Below are 14,911 nucleotides of genomic sequence, written 5' to 3'. Positions count from 1 at the left end.
GGACTGATTTCCCTCCAAGCGGGTGGTCACCGACGACCCCGCGGGCAGATTATACGTAATGGTTTCCGCCCCAGATACCAGTTCGATTTCATGCATCGTTAGAGGACGCATCTAGCATTTCTCCATAATGTGGAAAAAATTCGGACGTTTTATAAACGGGCGAAACTTCTTAGCTCAGACTTCGTTAGATCAATCAGATCCAGCCTGTTCACAAGCGCTCCCATTTCATTATTGAATTCATAAAAAATTTCCTGCTCGACAATCGACTTCTGCACGGCATCAGCAAAGTGCTGCAACTCCTCGGAACTGATATGTCCAGGTATAGCTGAGCGCCGCGCTAGAGAATTGCCGACCAAGTGCTTGTTTGCGATCCAAGTCAAATAATCGATCAATGTGCCCGTGTAAGCCCCTGCGGCAATATGGAAGGTTTCGCACCCCGTTATCGGAAGTGCCTCATGCCACCAGCCACGCGGAATGTACAGAATGTCGCCTGGTTCAAGCACCTGATCAAACACCGGCATTGCCGGGCAGTCAGCCTTGAAAGCCCGGCTCTTTTGATGTTCCAAAGGAAGTTCGAAAGTGGGCTCATAAACCAACCATCGCTTCCTTCCGAGAAGTTGCATGGCAAAGACATCGTGCGTGTCCCAATGTTTTCCGAACGTGCCGTCGCCGCCAAACGCTATGTATCCATTCGCTGCGACCTTCAGACCCAACTGCGTCGAGAGAGCCTGGCAGAGCATCGCAATCGCCTTATCTTTGTGGTCGAGACGATTGACAACGAGGGTCGCACCCGCGGCAAGGTAGCTCTCCACCTTTTCACGCGAAAGCTGAGTGCAGACTTCCCGTATGTCTTGGTACTTCGAAGTGTATTGGTGGTCCGGCAGCAATCCATCCTTAAATAGACGGATAGCAGTGAGATCGCTTTCGCGAAATACAACTTCATTCAACCCTTCCCATGTGACGGCGTGCTTTTGGATTGCATTCTGTGCGAACAAAAATTTCTTTTCGAAATAGTTTTGATAGAACTCTTGCCGTGAGACACCCAAGCCAATCAAGGGATAGTGCGATTCTTGTGACATTTTGATACATGCCGTTACATTGACGTTGGCAGTGTCTTTTATTTTTTTCCTTCCGTCAACACAAACAAGAATCAATCTCATTCAAGAAATTTAATTTCTCATTAAAACAGGTTTTATGTCAGAAATATCGCTCACACGTCTCCGCGCTGGTAAATGGGATTTTTCCGAAAATATCGGAGAATTCTCATATGACGCACAAGCGAACAAACCCAGAAAGAGAAGGTAATAGGATTTACCCTAAACTTAGAGACCTCTAGATCTGTTGACCAATCATCAGAATCAGCCGATGACTCGCCGAGGCAAAGCAAACTAATGTGAGATATTTCCAGGGATTCCGCGGGAATCAGCCTCTACCGAGGCTATCCGGGAATTGTGGCCATAGAACCATGCAGTGGTTTTCGTCGCAATCGCCGTCGGGGGCAGTCAGCTCATCAAGCTAGCGCATCAACGGCTCACACTCGAATCGTTCGTATTGCACGTCGTCAAAAGTGCATGCTAAAACCGCCCACACTCGCTGCCCCGAAGCCTTCCGCCCACACTGGAGGACCGTCTTGACGGATGGAGACTGCGTCGCTGCTTGACGGCATTTCTCACCTGCGCAAACTTCCTTGGAGCCTGTTTGAAAATTCGCCGCAGATGTGATCTAACGTTCGGATGTGGAAGAAAGAACATCGAGAACGGCAGGCAAGTATGGCAGCCAAGACAAAGCGATATCCGAGCGACATGACAGACGTGGAATGGGCAGCGATGGAAGGATTGCTGCCGAAGCCAGCCCAGCGTGGGCGACGCAGGAAGGCCGACCTGCGCGAAGTCATCAATGCGCTGCGGTACCTGGTGCGCTCGGGCTGCGGCTGGCGCATGCTGCCCAAGGACTTCCCGGCCTGGCAAACGGTGTATTGGTGGTTTCGCCGACTGATGCGCAGGTTCCTGTTTCGCACGCTCCACGATGTTGTACTGATGCTCGGCACGGAATTGGAAGGCCGCCAGCTTTGCCCCAGTGCTGGTGTCGTTGATAGCCAATCGGTGAAGGCGCCAGCGGCGAAAGGGCGCGGCTACGATGCTGCGAAGAAGATCGTCGGGTGCAAGCGGCATATTGCCGTGGATACAAATGGGCGGCTGCTGATGGTGAACCTGACGCCTGCAGACATTGCCGACAGTACAGGGGACCGTGACGGTACTGGAGGCCTTGAAGAGGCGTTGGCCGGGCCTGAAACATCTGTTTGCCGATGGCACGTACGATCGTCGCGCGCTGATGGATAAAGCCGCGACACTCGACTTTGTCGTCGAGGTGGTGCGTTGCCACGAGGATCAGGTTGGCTTCGCAGTTCTGCCCCGGCGTCGGGTAGTGGAACGTACCTTCGGCTGGATGATTCGCTGGCGTCGCCTGATCAGGGACTACGAGCGACGTCCCGACGTGGCCGAGGCAATGGTCTATATTGCGATGGGCGGACTTCTACTACGCAGAGTCGCCCATCCTTGAATTTCCACCTTGATCTTTTACGACGGCGCCGGGCTAGTTTTCATGTTGTTGCTCCCCTATGCAGCACAAGACATCACTGCGGCGTCCGGCGATAGCATATTCGGTTAGCCGCTCTCAGTCGCGGATGGCGAAGTCCACCCGGTTGGGCGCGCCCTTGTCCTTGATGCCCTCGGTGTCGAGCTTCGGCGCGGTCAGGAACAGGCGGTTTTCCGGCACCTTGCCGTCGCGCTCCAGCGACTGCTTCACCGCCAGCGCGCGCTGCTCGGCAAGCTGGCGCAGCTCCACGTTGGTCACCGGCGCGTTTTCCAGCAGCAGCTTTTCCATCTCCTGCGTCGGCAGCGACTTGGCCAGGCCGATCACGTTGCGCGGCTTCTTGAACGAAGCGCGCTTGTAGACCGCCTCCAGGTACTTCGGATATTCCTGCTGCGACACCGTCACCTTGGCGCCCTGCTCGCCTTCCTCGCTGTCGTCCGCCACGCCGCCCTGGCGGGCGCTGGAGCGCAGGTCGCGCGACTTCTGCTCGGCCACGCGCGCGTCGAGCCAGGCGCGCTGCGCGCCGGCCATGTCGGTGGCCGGATCGATGCGCCCGCTGATCTCCAGCCGCAGCGACGGGCGGTCCGCCAGCGCCTTGCCCAGCGTGTCGATCTTCTGCCTGGCCGCCGGCGTGAGCGTGGCGGTGCCGGGCGGGAACTCGACGTAGCCCAGTTCGTCGCCGCCGCCGCCGAAGGCCGAGGCGATCAGCGAGAACGGCGAGGTGATGGCCTTGGTCAGCAGGTTGACGATCACGCGCACGATCACGCCGCCGATGCTGAACTCGGGGTCCGACAGCGAGCCCGAGACCGGCAGGTTGATGTCGATCACGCCGTTGCGGTCCTTGAGCAGCGACACCGCCAGCAGCACCGGCAGCTTGGTCGCCGTGGGGCTGTCGACCTTGTCGCCGAAGGTGAGCTGGTCCAGGTAGAGGTGGTTGCTCGCATCGAGCTTGCCGTTCTCGATCTTGTACGCCACGTCCACCGTGAGCTTGCCCTTGGTGATCGGATAACCGGCGTACTTGGCCGCGTAGGGGGTCAGGCGCGTGAGCTCCACGCCGGCGGCCTTGGCGGCGATGTCGAGGTAGAGCGGGTCGGCCAGCGGGTTGAGCTTGCCGTCGATGTTGACCGGCGCGTCGTCGTCGATGCGGCCCGCCAGCGTGAGGTCGGCCGGGGCCGGATCGGTCGAGGACACCTTGGAGACCGAGCCCTTCATGTCGGTCAGGTTGGCGGTGTAGTTGGGCCGGACGAAGAAGTCCGAGAAATTGATGTTGCCCTTGCTCACCGTCACGCCGCCCAGGCGGATCTGCGGCTTGGCCGCCGCCGTGGCGACGGGCGCCGGGGCCGGTGCCGGCGTGGGCGCGGCGGCCGGCGCGCTGGCCGGCGGCGCCGAGGCCGGGTTGGCCTGCGTCAGGCTGGTGCTCGGCGCGGCCTCGCCCTTGGCGGCGCCGCCCGCCATCACGTCCTGCAGGTTCAGCCGGCCGTTGGCGTTGAGGATCACGCGCGCGTAGAAATCGGACAGCGCCACGCTGCCCACGCCCACCTTCATCGGCCCCTTCGACTCGTCCATGACGAAGTCGATGCCGTTGACGGCCAGCGAGCGCCAGCGCAGGAAATCGTCGCCGGTGACGCGGTCCACGGTGCGCACGTTGCCAAGCTGCGCATTGCCGGCGAAGCGCGCGGCGATCGGCTTGCCGCTGGGCGCGTCCACGCCCAGGCGGCCCTTGACGGTGGCCGTGCCGCCGCGCAGCGCGGCGTTGAAGCGGTCGGCCAGGTAGGGCTGCAGCGGCGCCAGGTCGATCTCGCGCAGGTCCACCTGCACCTGCGCCGCCGGCGCCGTGGGCTGCACCGTGCCGTCCAGCGCCATCACACCGCGCCGTCCGCTCTCGGCCTTGAACTTGAGCGGGATCGCGCCGGGCGCCAGCGGCCATTGCAGCGCGCCGGTGCCGAGGCTGATGTTGCGGTACTGGTGGATCACCGGACGGTCGCGGTTGGCGGCGGCCGGCGCGTAGTCGGTCAGCCGCACGCTGCCGCCGTCGAGCGCGAACTTGCCCAGCTGGGCTTTCCACGGCAGCGGCCTGGCGGCCGCCGGGCTCTCGGGCCGGGCCGCCTTGGCCGTGACCGTGGCCGAGCGCTGGCTGGCCTTCTGCCCGGACTGCGCCGCCCACAGGCGCGCGCTCTCCAGCAGCTCGCCGCGGTGGTCGCGCGTGAGCGCGACCTGCGGCTTGGCCACCACCAGCTCGCCGGCGCTGAAAGTATGCCCGGCGAGGTCGAAGCCGATGTCGTCGAGCGCCACGCGCTCGGCGCGCATGACCGGCAGGCTGGCGGTGTCGTCGTCGTTGTCCGTGCGTGCGCGCGCGCGGCGCGCGCTGCCGGCGTTGCCAGCGCCCGCGGCGGGCACCGCCACCGGCTCGCGCGTGGCCACATACAGCGGCGCCAGTTCCACGCGCGACTTGTCCAGCGAGAACGCGAATTCCGGGCCGCCCCATGCCATCTTGTAGTGCAGCTCGGCGTTGACCGCGGTGTCGCCCAGCTGCGTGCGCAGCTCGGCCGGCCACCATGCGGCAAACCCCTGCGGCTTCACGCCGCTGGCCCGCAGCGTGCCGGTCATGGTGCCGCCGCGCAGGGTCAGCTCGCCTTCGTGGCTGAGGCTCTGGCCTTCGCCCAGGCCCAGCTTGGCCTGCACTTTGGCCGGCTTGTCGCTGTCGCCCGACAGGCCCGCGACCTCGGCGTCCAGCGGCCCGAGCGCCAGCGTGCCGGGCCCGGAGGGGGCCAGCTCGTCGCGCAGCGCGAGGCTGGCCTGCTTGACGCTGATCTGGTCGACCGCGTAGGACCACGGCTTCGGTGCCGGCTGCGGCGGCGCGATGCCGGCCGCGGCGGGTGCCGAGGCCGGGCCCGCCTTGGCGGCCGGCGCGGAAGCCGGCGCCGCCGCAGGTGCTGCAGCGGGCGCGGATGTTGCCGGCGTGGCCGCCGGGGCCTGCGGCAGGAAGGCTTGGGCGAGGTCGAGCGTGCCGTCGGCGCGGCGCGTGGCGTTCACGGCCAGCCCTTCCACCGTCACGTTGCGCAGGTGCGCCTTCTGCGCCAGCGGCTCGATGCGGTCGATGTCGAGCGCCACGCGGCCGGCCTTCACCAGCGGCGAGCCGTCGTGCTTGCGGATGTCGGCCTCGCGCAGCGCCGCCGTGCCGGCCAGGAAAACGTCCTGCTTGTCCTTGGACTGGATGAAGCCGAGCGTCAGGCGCGTGTCCAGCAGGCCGCCCTTGACCTCGGCGTCCTTGAGCGCGGGCGCGAACGCCATGTAGCGCGGCAGGTCCAGCCCGTCGAGATTGAGGTTCAGGTGCGTCTCGCGCGAGGCGGCGAACGGCAGCATGGTGCCGTCGAGCGCCAGCGCGGAGCCGTTGATGCGCGCGCTCAGCGAGGGCCGCGTGACGATCTCCACGTCATGCGGCAGGTTGGACAGGAACGGCAGCGTGACGGTGAGGTTGTCGACGCGCTGGGTCTGCCCGAGCAGCTTGTCGTCGAACACCACGCTGCCGCCGGTCAGGGCGATGTTGTTGATCGAGAAGCGCGCCGGCTCGGACTTGGGCGCGGGCGGCTGCGCGGCGAAGCGCTCCTCGATGTCGGCATAGCTCATGCGGCCGCTGGCGTCGCGCGCCAGGTGCAGCGCCGGCCGGTCGATGTGCACCGCGTCCACCACCGGGGCCATGTGCCACAGCGAGGCGATGGCGCCGTCGATCTGCGCCTCGCCCAGCGTCAGCATGGGCGTGGTGCCGTCCGGCTCGTAAATGGTGAGGTCGGACACGGTGACCGCCAGCGAGAACGGCCGCACCTGGGCGCCGCCGATCGTGACCTTGCGCCCGAGCGCCTCGCTGGCCTGCTTTGCCGCGATGGACCTGATCAGCGGCGGCCCGCCGAAATAACCGGCCAGCCCGAATACCGCGAGCGCCGCCACGATGCCGCCGGCCACCCGCACGCCGGCCCTGCGCCGGGGCGTGGCGGTCACCGCCTGCATGGAGAACTTGATTGCCATGTGATCCTAGAGAGTTCGACCCCACTACCCCGCTACCCCGAATATCCTGAATATCCCGAGTATCCCGATACCCGCCCGATATCGCCCGATACTGCGGCGCTCCGTCATGCCGGCAACCCTGCATGCCGGGCCGCCGCTGCCGTGCGGCACCATCTTGTACGGAACCCGCCGGGCCGCGCGCAGGCCCTGCCACGCGGATATTCGGCGAGTCGGCCACTTTGTGGCCCTGATTTCACTTTTTATCCACATTATGGCAACGGATTGGGGCAATGCAAAGGCATTCAAACTAATCCGAAAGCGATTTCAAGACTGCAAAAAATCCATTCAACCGGACTTGTCCGGACCCGCATCCCGCCGATCTGGTATTGTTCCGCTTTTGCGAAGCGTCACGTCGCAAGCCAGCGGCTTATCCGCCACTTAGTGCCTGCTTCCCCCGCGCTGTAACCCTCCGGCCAGAACCCTCCACGTCAACCGTGTTGCGCGCTTCGCATGCGAACTTTTTCCATGCGAGTCTTCTCATGTCGATCACCAGCAGTACTGCCGGCGCAGACGGCACGCGCAACAGCGCGCAGCCGCGCCCCCTGACCAGGCAGGATTACAAGACGCTTGCCCTGGCGGCCCTCGGCGGCGCGCTTGAATTCTACGACTTCATCATCTTCGTCTTCTTCGCCACCGTCATCGGGCAGCTGTTCTTCCCGCCGTCGGTGCCGGACTGGCTGCGCCAGATGCAGACCTTCGGCATTTTCGCCGCCGGCTACCTGGCCCGCCCGCTGGGCGGCATCATCATGGCGCACTTCGGCGACCTGCTCGGGCGCAAGAAGATGTTCACGCTGTCCATCCTGCTGATGTCGGTGCCGACGCTGCTGATGGGCCTGCTGCCGACCTACCACGCGATCGGCCTGCTGGCGCCGCTGGCGCTGCTGATCCTGCGCGTGATGCAGGGCGCCGCCGTGGGCGGCGAAGTGCCCGGCGCCTGGGTGTTCGTCTCCGAGCACGTGCCGGCGCGCCGCACCGGCTACGCCTGCGGCACGCTGACCGCGGGGCTGACCGCCGGCATCCTGCTGGGCTCGCTGGTGGCCACCGGCATCAACAGCATCTTCACCCCGGCCGAGCTGACCGACTGGGGCTGGCGCGTGCCGTTCCTGCTCGGCGGCGTGTTCGGCATCGGCTCGATGTACCTGCGCCGCTGGCTGCACGAGACGCCGGTGTTCGCCGAGCTGCAGCAGCGCAAGGCGCTGGCCGCCGAGATGCCGCTCAAGGCGGTGGTGCGCGACCACCGCGGCGCGGTGGCGGTGTCGATGCTGCTGACGTGGATGCTGTCGGCCGGCATCGTGGTGGTGATCCTGATGACGCCGACCTTCCTGCAGAAGATCTACGGCTTCGACGGCCGCACCGCGCTGATGGCCAACAGCGTGGCCACCCTGTGCCTGACCGCGGGCTGCGTGGTGGCGGGGCTGCTGGCGGACAAGATCGGCGCGCGCGTCACGCTGTTCGTCGGCGGCCTGCTGCTGGCGATCAGCGTCTACGTGTTCTACAGCACGCTGCATGCGCGCCCGGACCTGCTGGTCCCGCTGTACGCCGTGACCGGCTTCCTGGTCGGCACCATCGGCGCGGTGCCGTTCGTGCTGGTCAAGGCCTTCCCGGCCCAGGTGCGCTTCTCGGGGCTGTCGTTCTCGTACAACGTGTCGTATGCGATCTTCGGCGGCCTGACGCCGATGATCGTCACGCTGATGCTCAAGAACGACCCGCTCGCGCCCGCCTATTACGTGGTGGCGCTGTGCGTGCTGGGCATGGTGACGGCGCTGTTCGTCAAGGACCGCTCGCACGCCTGAGCGCGGCGGGCTGTGCCGGAAAGGCTGTGCCGGAAAGGAAAGGGCCGCACGAGTGCGGCCCTTTTTCGTCGTGCGGCGCGGCTTCAGCGCCGATGCTGCCTGAAGAACTGCCACATCAGCGCGCTGGCGTCGGGGCCGATGGCCGAGTGGTAGGCATAGTCGCCGTCGCCGCCGCTCCAGGCATGGCCCAGGCCGGCGATCTCGCACACTTCCACCATGTCGCGGTTCCATACGCCGAAGCTGGCCTCGAGGTAGTCGCCGGCGGGCAGGCTCGCCGCGGGCGGGGCGGCCATGCGGGCCTCCCCGGCGTCCTCGCCCTCCCCGGCCGTCCCGGCCAGCGCGGGCGCGGCGTGGGCGGCGCGGCGCGCGGCGCGGCCGCTCATGCGCTCGTCGACGCGGTCGGCCATGCCGTTGTAGGCCAGGAACTGCCGCGCCAGCAGGCGCGCGTTGACCGGGTGCACCGCCTCGTCGTCCATGCCGTGCAGGATGATGGCGGGCATCTTCGCTCCGCCCGGCATGGCGCCGGCGGCGTCCAGCAGCACGGCCGGATCGGCGCTGGTGCCGTGCTGCATGGCGCGCAGGCCGTCGCGCGGCGTGTGCCCGGCGCCGACCACCACGCCGGAGTGCAGCCCCACCGCGGCGATCTTGCCGGGATAGCGCAGCGCCACCACCGCGGCCATGCTGGCGCCCGCGGACAGGCCGGCCAGGTAGACCTGGTCGGCGCGCACGTCGGGCCGCGCCATCAGCGCGTCGATCAGCACCGACAGCGCCTGCGCCTCGCGCCCGCCCTCGGTCGCGCCCAGGTCGAACCATTGCCAGCAACGCTGCATCTGGCGCCGCAGCGGCTGTTGCGGATAGGCCACCATGAAACCCTCGCGCTCGGCCAGCGCGTTCATGCGCGTGCCGGCGGCCAGGTCTTCCGGCGTCTGCCGGCAGCCGTGCAGCATGACGACCAGCGGCATGGGGCGGTGCGCCGCGCGCGACGGCACGTACAGCCAGTAGGACAGGCGCGGCACCAGTTCGCCCGGCAGCGGCGCCAGATGATGGTGATGGGCCGACCAGTCGCCCGGCAACGGCCGCCGCGGCGGCAGGAGCAAGGGAGCGGGGGTGCGCGCCCGCAGGCGCGGGGAGGCGGGATTAAGGGTAGCGATACGCTCGAACCATGTTTGGAGTTGGCGCGCGGACTGCGGCTGCGCCCGGCTGATCTGCCGGAGTTGCGCATGCCAGTCCGCCGAAAGGCTCTTGGCCATGAAGACTCCTGCTGTCTGCATTGTTGCGATGCAGCATAGCACAGCCATCAAGGCGAGGTCGGCGTCGCTTTCCGGCAACATGTTATGAAAAACATACATTACCGGACGCCACGTGGCGCAGCGGCCCCATGCAGGTTAACGTCATGCCGTCGAAAAAATTGAATTCTGCGTTTGAAATAATGCAGATCCGCCGAAGTTAGCGGCAGAAGCGGGCCGGTTATACTGCATTTGCATTTGTCGCAGGCAAATGGAGAGGCCAGGCCATGCCCGAAGCGAATATTTCGAGCTGTTCGCTGTGTTTGTTCCAGTCAGTGTGCCGCCAGGCGGAATCCGCACCCGGCCAGAGCCCGCGGGAACGTCCGCTGATGCCGGCCAGCACGCTGTGGCGCGCCGGCGAGACCGTGTACCGCCAGGCGCGGCCGGTGCAGGCGGTATTTCCCATCCGCCAGGGCAGCGTCAAGTCGGTGTTCGAGTCGCCGCTGGGCTGGCGCCAGGTCACCGCCTTCGCCCACCCCGGCGACGTCCTGGGCCTGGAGGACCTCGACGACCCGCTCCATTGCACCGCCGCCGTCGCCATGCAGGACACCCGCTGCTGCGTGGTGCCGATCGAGGCCGCGCGCGAGCACCTGCACCAAGCCGCGTGCCGCGCGCCGATGCTCGGCGCGCTGCGCCGCAATGCGCAGCGCCAGCGCACGCTGCTGGTCGCGCTCGGCTCGATGAAGGCGGCGCAGCGCCTTGCCATGCTGCTGCTGGACCTGGCCGACGAGCAGCGCCGCCGCGGCCGGGCCGGCGAGGCCATGACGCTGGCCATGTCGCGCAACGACATCGCCAGCTATCTCGGCCTGACGCTGGAAACCGTCTCGCGCCTGCTGGCGCGCTTCGCCAGCGTGGGGCTGATCACCGTGCGGCAGCGGCAGTTGCGCATCGTCGACCCGGCGGGGCTCGATTCCGTCTACGCGGACCCCGAGCGCGTGCCGATCCGCCCGCCCGCCGAGGCGCCGGCCCCCTCGCTGGCCCCCGCGCTGGCCCCCTCGCCGGGCCGCGCGCCCGCGCGGCCGCTCGCGGGCACCGCGCGCATCCTGCCGGCGTAGGACGGACACCGACAGCACGCCCATGCAAACGCGGCTATGGTCAGGTCATGCCGCCGCGTGCGGAGAACGGCGCCAGCCGCCGGTTCCCGGCACGCCCGGCGGCATCCGACCTACCTTCCGGTATCCGTATGCGGGATTTCCTTTTCGCCGCGCGCGCGCACGCGGCGCCGCTGGCCTTCCTGGTGATCGCCGGATTCGCGCCGGCCGCCGCGGCGCAGGCGCTCGCACCCGCCTCGCTTTCCAAGCTGGCCCGGCTGCTGCTCGGCACCGTGGAGGGCAAGAGCACCGGCATGAGCGGCGTCACGCGGCTGACCGGCGGCGGCGGCACGCCCGATGCCGAGCTCGTGGCGGCATGCCAGGAGCTGACGCAGGCCGGACCGTTCCCGCTCGACAACGCGACCCGGCTCGAGGGATGCAGCGTCTCGCCCGGCAAGCGCGTGGTGTTCCGCCTCAGCCTGGTCGGCGTCGATGCCTCGCGAGAGGGGACCGTGGCCTTCATGGCGAGCGCCGGGCCGGTGCTGGCGAAAGGCATCTGCCGCAACCCGGACGTGCCGGTGCTCGGCCGCCTGGGCGTCACCCTGAACTACCGCTACCTGGGCAACGGCAACCAGCCCGTGGGCGAGGTCACGATCCCGCCGGAGCGCTGCGCGCAGAAGTGAGCGGCGCGGCCTGGCTCAGCGCCGCTCCTGGGCGCACTCCTGCCGGTAGGCTTCATTGAGTTTCTTGCGGTCGGCCTGGCGCTCGATGGTCGGATGGGTGCTGCCGTCAGGCTCGGTCACGGTGGATTTGCCGGTGGACCACTGCGTGCCCGCGGGCAGCCCGTTGATCCGGTCCAGCAATTGCTGGCAATGGGTGCGCTGGGCCGGCGTGAGCGTGCCGTCGGCGGCGGGGCCGGCATTGTCGGCGGCCGGATCGAGCATCAGCGGCGGTGGCGGCGCGATCATCGGCGCGGGCACCTCCAGGTCGGCGGCCATGCCTGCCTGCCCGCCGCACAACCCGAAGCCCAGCAAGGCGGCCATGACGATCGAAGCCCGTTTCATTTCCATTTCTCCCCAGCGGGAGGCGCGACGCGCCATCCCTGATGATCCGTATGTGTCCGTGGCCAGCGGCGGCGCGAGAACCGCGCGGGCGCGGCTCCGCCCGCGAGGCAACCCCCGCGAGGCAAGGACGAGCCGGATCTAGCTTCGTTCCCTGCCGTTGCCGTTGCCGCCGCGGCCGTTGCGATGGCGGTTGCCCAGCAGTTCCAGCTTGAGCAACGCATCCGCAAGCATACTCTTAAGGCGGGTATTCTCCTCCTGCAGCTCGCGCAGCTTGCGGCTTTCCCCGCGCGCATCCGCGCCCGCGCCGCGGGCGTACTTGATGCGCCAGCCATAGAACGACGCATCGCTGAAGCCGTGGCGCGCGCACAGCTCGCGCACCGGCACGCCGGCCTGCGCTTCCGCGAGATAGCCGCGGATCTGTTCCTCCGAGAATCGTCTGTTCACTGCCTGCCTCCACTCGCAAACGCCGCGGGCGCCGCATGTGCCGCATGTATCGTGCGGGCGCGCGCGGCGCCGGTTCTACCCCTGCCCAACGTTATCACCCGCGCCGCAAAAGGCAATTCAGTGTGTTCAAGGCGCGTGTTAAGCAATTTGAAGACCCCGGCGCGGACATGAGAAAAACCGGGAAAGACAGGTGCAGTTAATTGGTTAACTGATTCTGCAGTGTGGAATGCATTCCAGATGACTCCAGCAAGCGCCGGATGGTACCCCCGAAAAACAGGGAGAAAAAATGCCGCCCGCTCCGCCGACTCCCGACTCGTCTCCGGCTGCCGCAATGCGGGAAATCACGGCGCCGGCAAGCACGCGGCAGGACATTGCCGCGCTATTCCGGCAAGAAGAATCGCATGGCGCATCTGGAGAATCCCGCGCCGGGCGCGCTGGCAAGTTCCAGGGTTATGGATTAATCTTGTCTGGCATTAACTAAATTTCGAGCGCCGGCAACCGGGCTTCGCGCCCCGTGTCCGACTGGCGACAGGGCTCTCGCGCTAAGCCAGGTCGGCTGTCTTTTCCAGCGTGGGCGTCCATAAAACCGGGCTGCCATTTTCGAGAAATCGCGTCTTCATGATCCCGCGCCGGAAGCGGGCATGTCGAAGCGGCGCCGCGCGCCGCCGGGCCCGTCGAACCGGGCCCCCGGCCGCACTGAAAAGAAGAAAGAAAAAGAAAAACCAAAGTTTCAAGTCGGGAGAAGCCACCATGCGGCACGTCAGCACCAAGCTCTTGCATGTCTTCGTTCTGCTGATGGAGTATCGCGACCTCAGCGCCGTCGCGGCCTGCACGCAAAGCCGGGTTCCCACCATTGCCTACAGCCTGGCGCGGCTGCGCGAAATCACCGGCGACCCGCTCTTCATCCGGCGCAACGGCACGCTCGAGCCGACGGCGCACGCGCTGCGGCTGGAGCAGACCGCGCGGCAGTTCCTGGCGAAGTGGTCGCGCCTGCTGCAGCCCGAGGCGCCCGCGGCGGCGCCCGCCGCCCGCCCGCGGCGCCGTCTTTCCATCGGCTTCTCGCCGTCGATCGGCGAGCCGGTCATCACCGAGATCCTCACCGCGCTGTGCGAGCGGTTTCCCGACGACCGCTTCGTGACGCGGCCGGTCTTCGCCGATGCCGCGCTGGCCGGCCAGTTGCACGACGGCGAGCTCGACTGCGCGTTCGTGGTGGACAGCCGCTTCGTGCCGGACCAGGTCGCGCTGCACAGCATCATGGCCACGCCGCGGCGGCTGGTCAGCGTGTCGCGCCCCGGCCGCGCGCCGCACGCGGAGGGCAGGAACGAATGGATCCTGCTGCAGGAAGACACCGAGCCCGGCAGCCCGCTGCAGGCGTTCCTGAACCGGCTCGCCCACGATCCGGCATACCGCGAGACCGTGGTGCCGTCCTGGCACACCCAGGTGGCGCTGCTGCTGGCCGCGGGCGGCATCTGCCCGCTGCTCGACTTCAACGTGCCGCTGCTCACGCGCAGCCACAAGACGCGCCTGCTGGCGCCGCCGGCCAGCTTTCCCGAATGGGCCGCCCTGCATTTCTGGGCGCCGGCGCGCGCGGGCGCGGGCGAGGCCCTGCGCGGCATCATGGAGACCGGCAGCGCGGTCCTGCATGACCCGGTCGGCGCCATCGACCGCCGCCGCGAAGCCCGCGACATCCCCGCCGCGCACGCCGCCTGAACTGCCGCCTGAACCGCCGCCTGAACTACCGCCCGCACCGGCACGCGGACCTGCCCGCGGCCGGCCGGGCAGCCAGCCCGGTCCCCGATATTTCTCCTGCAGTTTGAGAATAGTCTCAGGCAATATGCCGAAAACGGCGCTTATTCTGCCTGGGCATCCGCTGCGCGAACACCGCGCGCCTGCCCAGGAAGATTGCCATGTCATTGAGAATCCTGATTGCCGATGACCATCCCGCCATCGCGCTCGCGGTCAGGAGCCAGTTGCGCGGGCAGACCGGCTGGGAGATCTGCGCCGACGTGCGCGGCGCCGCCGAATTGCTGCAGGCCACGCGCGTGTTCCGCCCCGACCTCGTCGTCACCGACTATCACATGCCCTGCGCCGACGCCAGCGACGGCATCCGCCTGCTGGCCAGCCTGCGGCGGCACCACCCGGCGCTGGGCATCGTGGTGCTCACCATGATCACCAATCCGCTCGTGCTGCGCGCCATCCTCAACGCCGGCGCGCACGGCCTGCTGCTCAAGGACTCGCACCTGGACGAGCTGGTGACGGCCATCATCCGCGTCGAGCGCGGGCTGCGCTTCATCGGCGAGTCCGCCGCGCGCGTGCTGGAGCAGTCAGGCGCGCACTACGCGCCGGACCGCGCCGGCGCCGTCAGCCTGTCGGTGCGCGAGTCGGAGGTGCTGCGCCTCTACCTCAGCGGCAACTCCATCACCCGCATCGCCGGGCAGCTCTGCCGCAGCGTGAAGACCATCAGCCGCCAGAAGAACAGCGCCATGCGCAAGCTCGGCGCCAACAACGAGCGCGAACTGTTCGACTTCGCCGCGCAGCAGGGCCTGGTGCTGCCGCTGCGCGACGACGGACCCGGCGCGCCCGGCCATACCGAATGGCTATAATCGCTGCGCGCCGGCGCCCCGCCGACCGCGCGCCCC

The 14,911-nt window shown here is 67.1% G+C and carries 10 protein-coding genes and 1 pseudogene; 6 read left to right on the top strand and 5 right to left on the bottom strand.

Annotated features, from left to right (window positions below; genetic code table 11):
* Positions 1-149: 149 nt before the first annotated feature.
* A complete protein-coding gene (locus ACWTPI_RS22050) occupies positions 150-1,160 on the bottom strand; it encodes a cupin domain-containing protein (protein WP_454732721.1) in 1,011 nt (336 codons plus the stop codon).
* A 573-nt stretch (positions 1,161-1,733) separates the two neighbouring features.
* Here ACWTPI_RS22050 and ACWTPI_RS22045 point away from each other — a divergent pair.
* Positions 1,734-2,559: pseudogene (locus tag ACWTPI_RS22045) on the top strand (IS5 family transposase).
* A gap of 114 nt (positions 2,560-2,673) precedes the next feature.
* On the opposite strand, the gene ACWTPI_RS22040 reads toward ACWTPI_RS22045, so the two are convergent.
* A complete protein-coding gene (locus ACWTPI_RS22040; RefSeq protein ID WP_454732720.1) occupies positions 2,674-6,615 on the bottom strand; it encodes a DUF748 domain-containing protein in 3,942 nt (1,313 codons plus the stop codon).
* A 518-nt stretch (positions 6,616-7,133) separates the two neighbouring features.
* On the opposite strand from ACWTPI_RS22040, the gene ACWTPI_RS22035 reads away from it, so the two are divergent.
* Entirely contained in the window at positions 7,134-8,447 is a 1,314-nt protein-coding gene (locus ACWTPI_RS22035; RefSeq protein ID WP_020206292.1) for an MFS transporter, read from the top strand.
* A gap of 83 nt (positions 8,448-8,530) precedes the next feature.
* On the opposite strand, the gene ACWTPI_RS22030 is transcribed toward ACWTPI_RS22035, so the two are convergent.
* Positions 8,531-9,697, bottom strand: a complete 1,167-nt coding sequence (locus tag ACWTPI_RS22030; protein ID WP_029044299.1) for an extracellular catalytic domain type 1 short-chain-length polyhydroxyalkanoate depolymerase — start codon at positions 9,695-9,697, stop codon at positions 8,531-8,533.
* 365 nt (positions 9,698-10,062) lie between these two features.
* Between ACWTPI_RS22030 and ACWTPI_RS22025 the strand changes: the two genes are divergently transcribed.
* Together ACWTPI_RS22025 and ACWTPI_RS22020 are read left to right on the top strand one after the other, a co-directional pair.
* The gene (locus ACWTPI_RS22025; RefSeq protein WP_020206290.1) at positions 10,063-10,788 is read left to right on the top strand and encodes a Crp/Fnr family transcriptional regulator; all 726 of its coding nucleotides are present in this window, start codon (positions 10,063-10,065) and stop codon (positions 10,786-10,788) included.
* 128 nt (positions 10,789-10,916) lie between these two features.
* Entirely contained in the window at positions 10,917-11,447 is a 531-nt protein-coding gene (locus tag ACWTPI_RS22020; protein WP_020206289.1) for a hypothetical protein, read from the top strand.
* A 15-nt stretch (positions 11,448-11,462) separates the two neighbouring features.
* On the opposite strand, the gene ACWTPI_RS22015 is transcribed toward ACWTPI_RS22020, so the two are convergent.
* Positions 11,463-11,828: a hypothetical protein gene (locus ACWTPI_RS22015; protein ID WP_231401712.1), complete on the bottom strand. Its 366-nt coding sequence runs from the start codon at positions 11,826-11,828 to the stop codon at positions 11,463-11,465.
* Positions 11,829-11,966: 138 nt separating this feature from the next.
* Positions 11,967-12,272 (bottom strand): IS3 family transposase, encoded by a 306-nt coding sequence (locus ACWTPI_RS22010; RefSeq protein ID WP_020206287.1) that lies wholly within the window; start codon positions 12,270-12,272, stop codon positions 11,967-11,969.
* Between the two features lie 750 nt (positions 12,273-13,022).
* Here ACWTPI_RS22010 and ACWTPI_RS22005 point away from each other — a divergent pair.
* Both ACWTPI_RS22005 and ACWTPI_RS22000 read left to right on the top strand, forming a co-directional pair.
* The gene (locus ACWTPI_RS22005; protein ID WP_059415186.1) at positions 13,023-13,982 is read left to right on the top strand and encodes a LysR family transcriptional regulator; all 960 of its coding nucleotides are present in this window, start codon (positions 13,023-13,025) and stop codon (positions 13,980-13,982) included.
* A 197-nt stretch (positions 13,983-14,179) separates the two neighbouring features.
* Positions 14,180-14,875, top strand: a complete 696-nt coding sequence (locus ACWTPI_RS22000) for a response regulator (RefSeq protein ID WP_029044297.1) — start codon at positions 14,180-14,182, stop codon at positions 14,873-14,875.
* Positions 14,876-14,911 lie beyond the last annotated feature (36 nt).

Source organism: Cupriavidus ulmosensis, from assembly GCF_977008105.1.
Note: the sequence above shows the minus strand (reverse complement) of the source record. Positions and strands in the feature narration are given on the sequence as shown.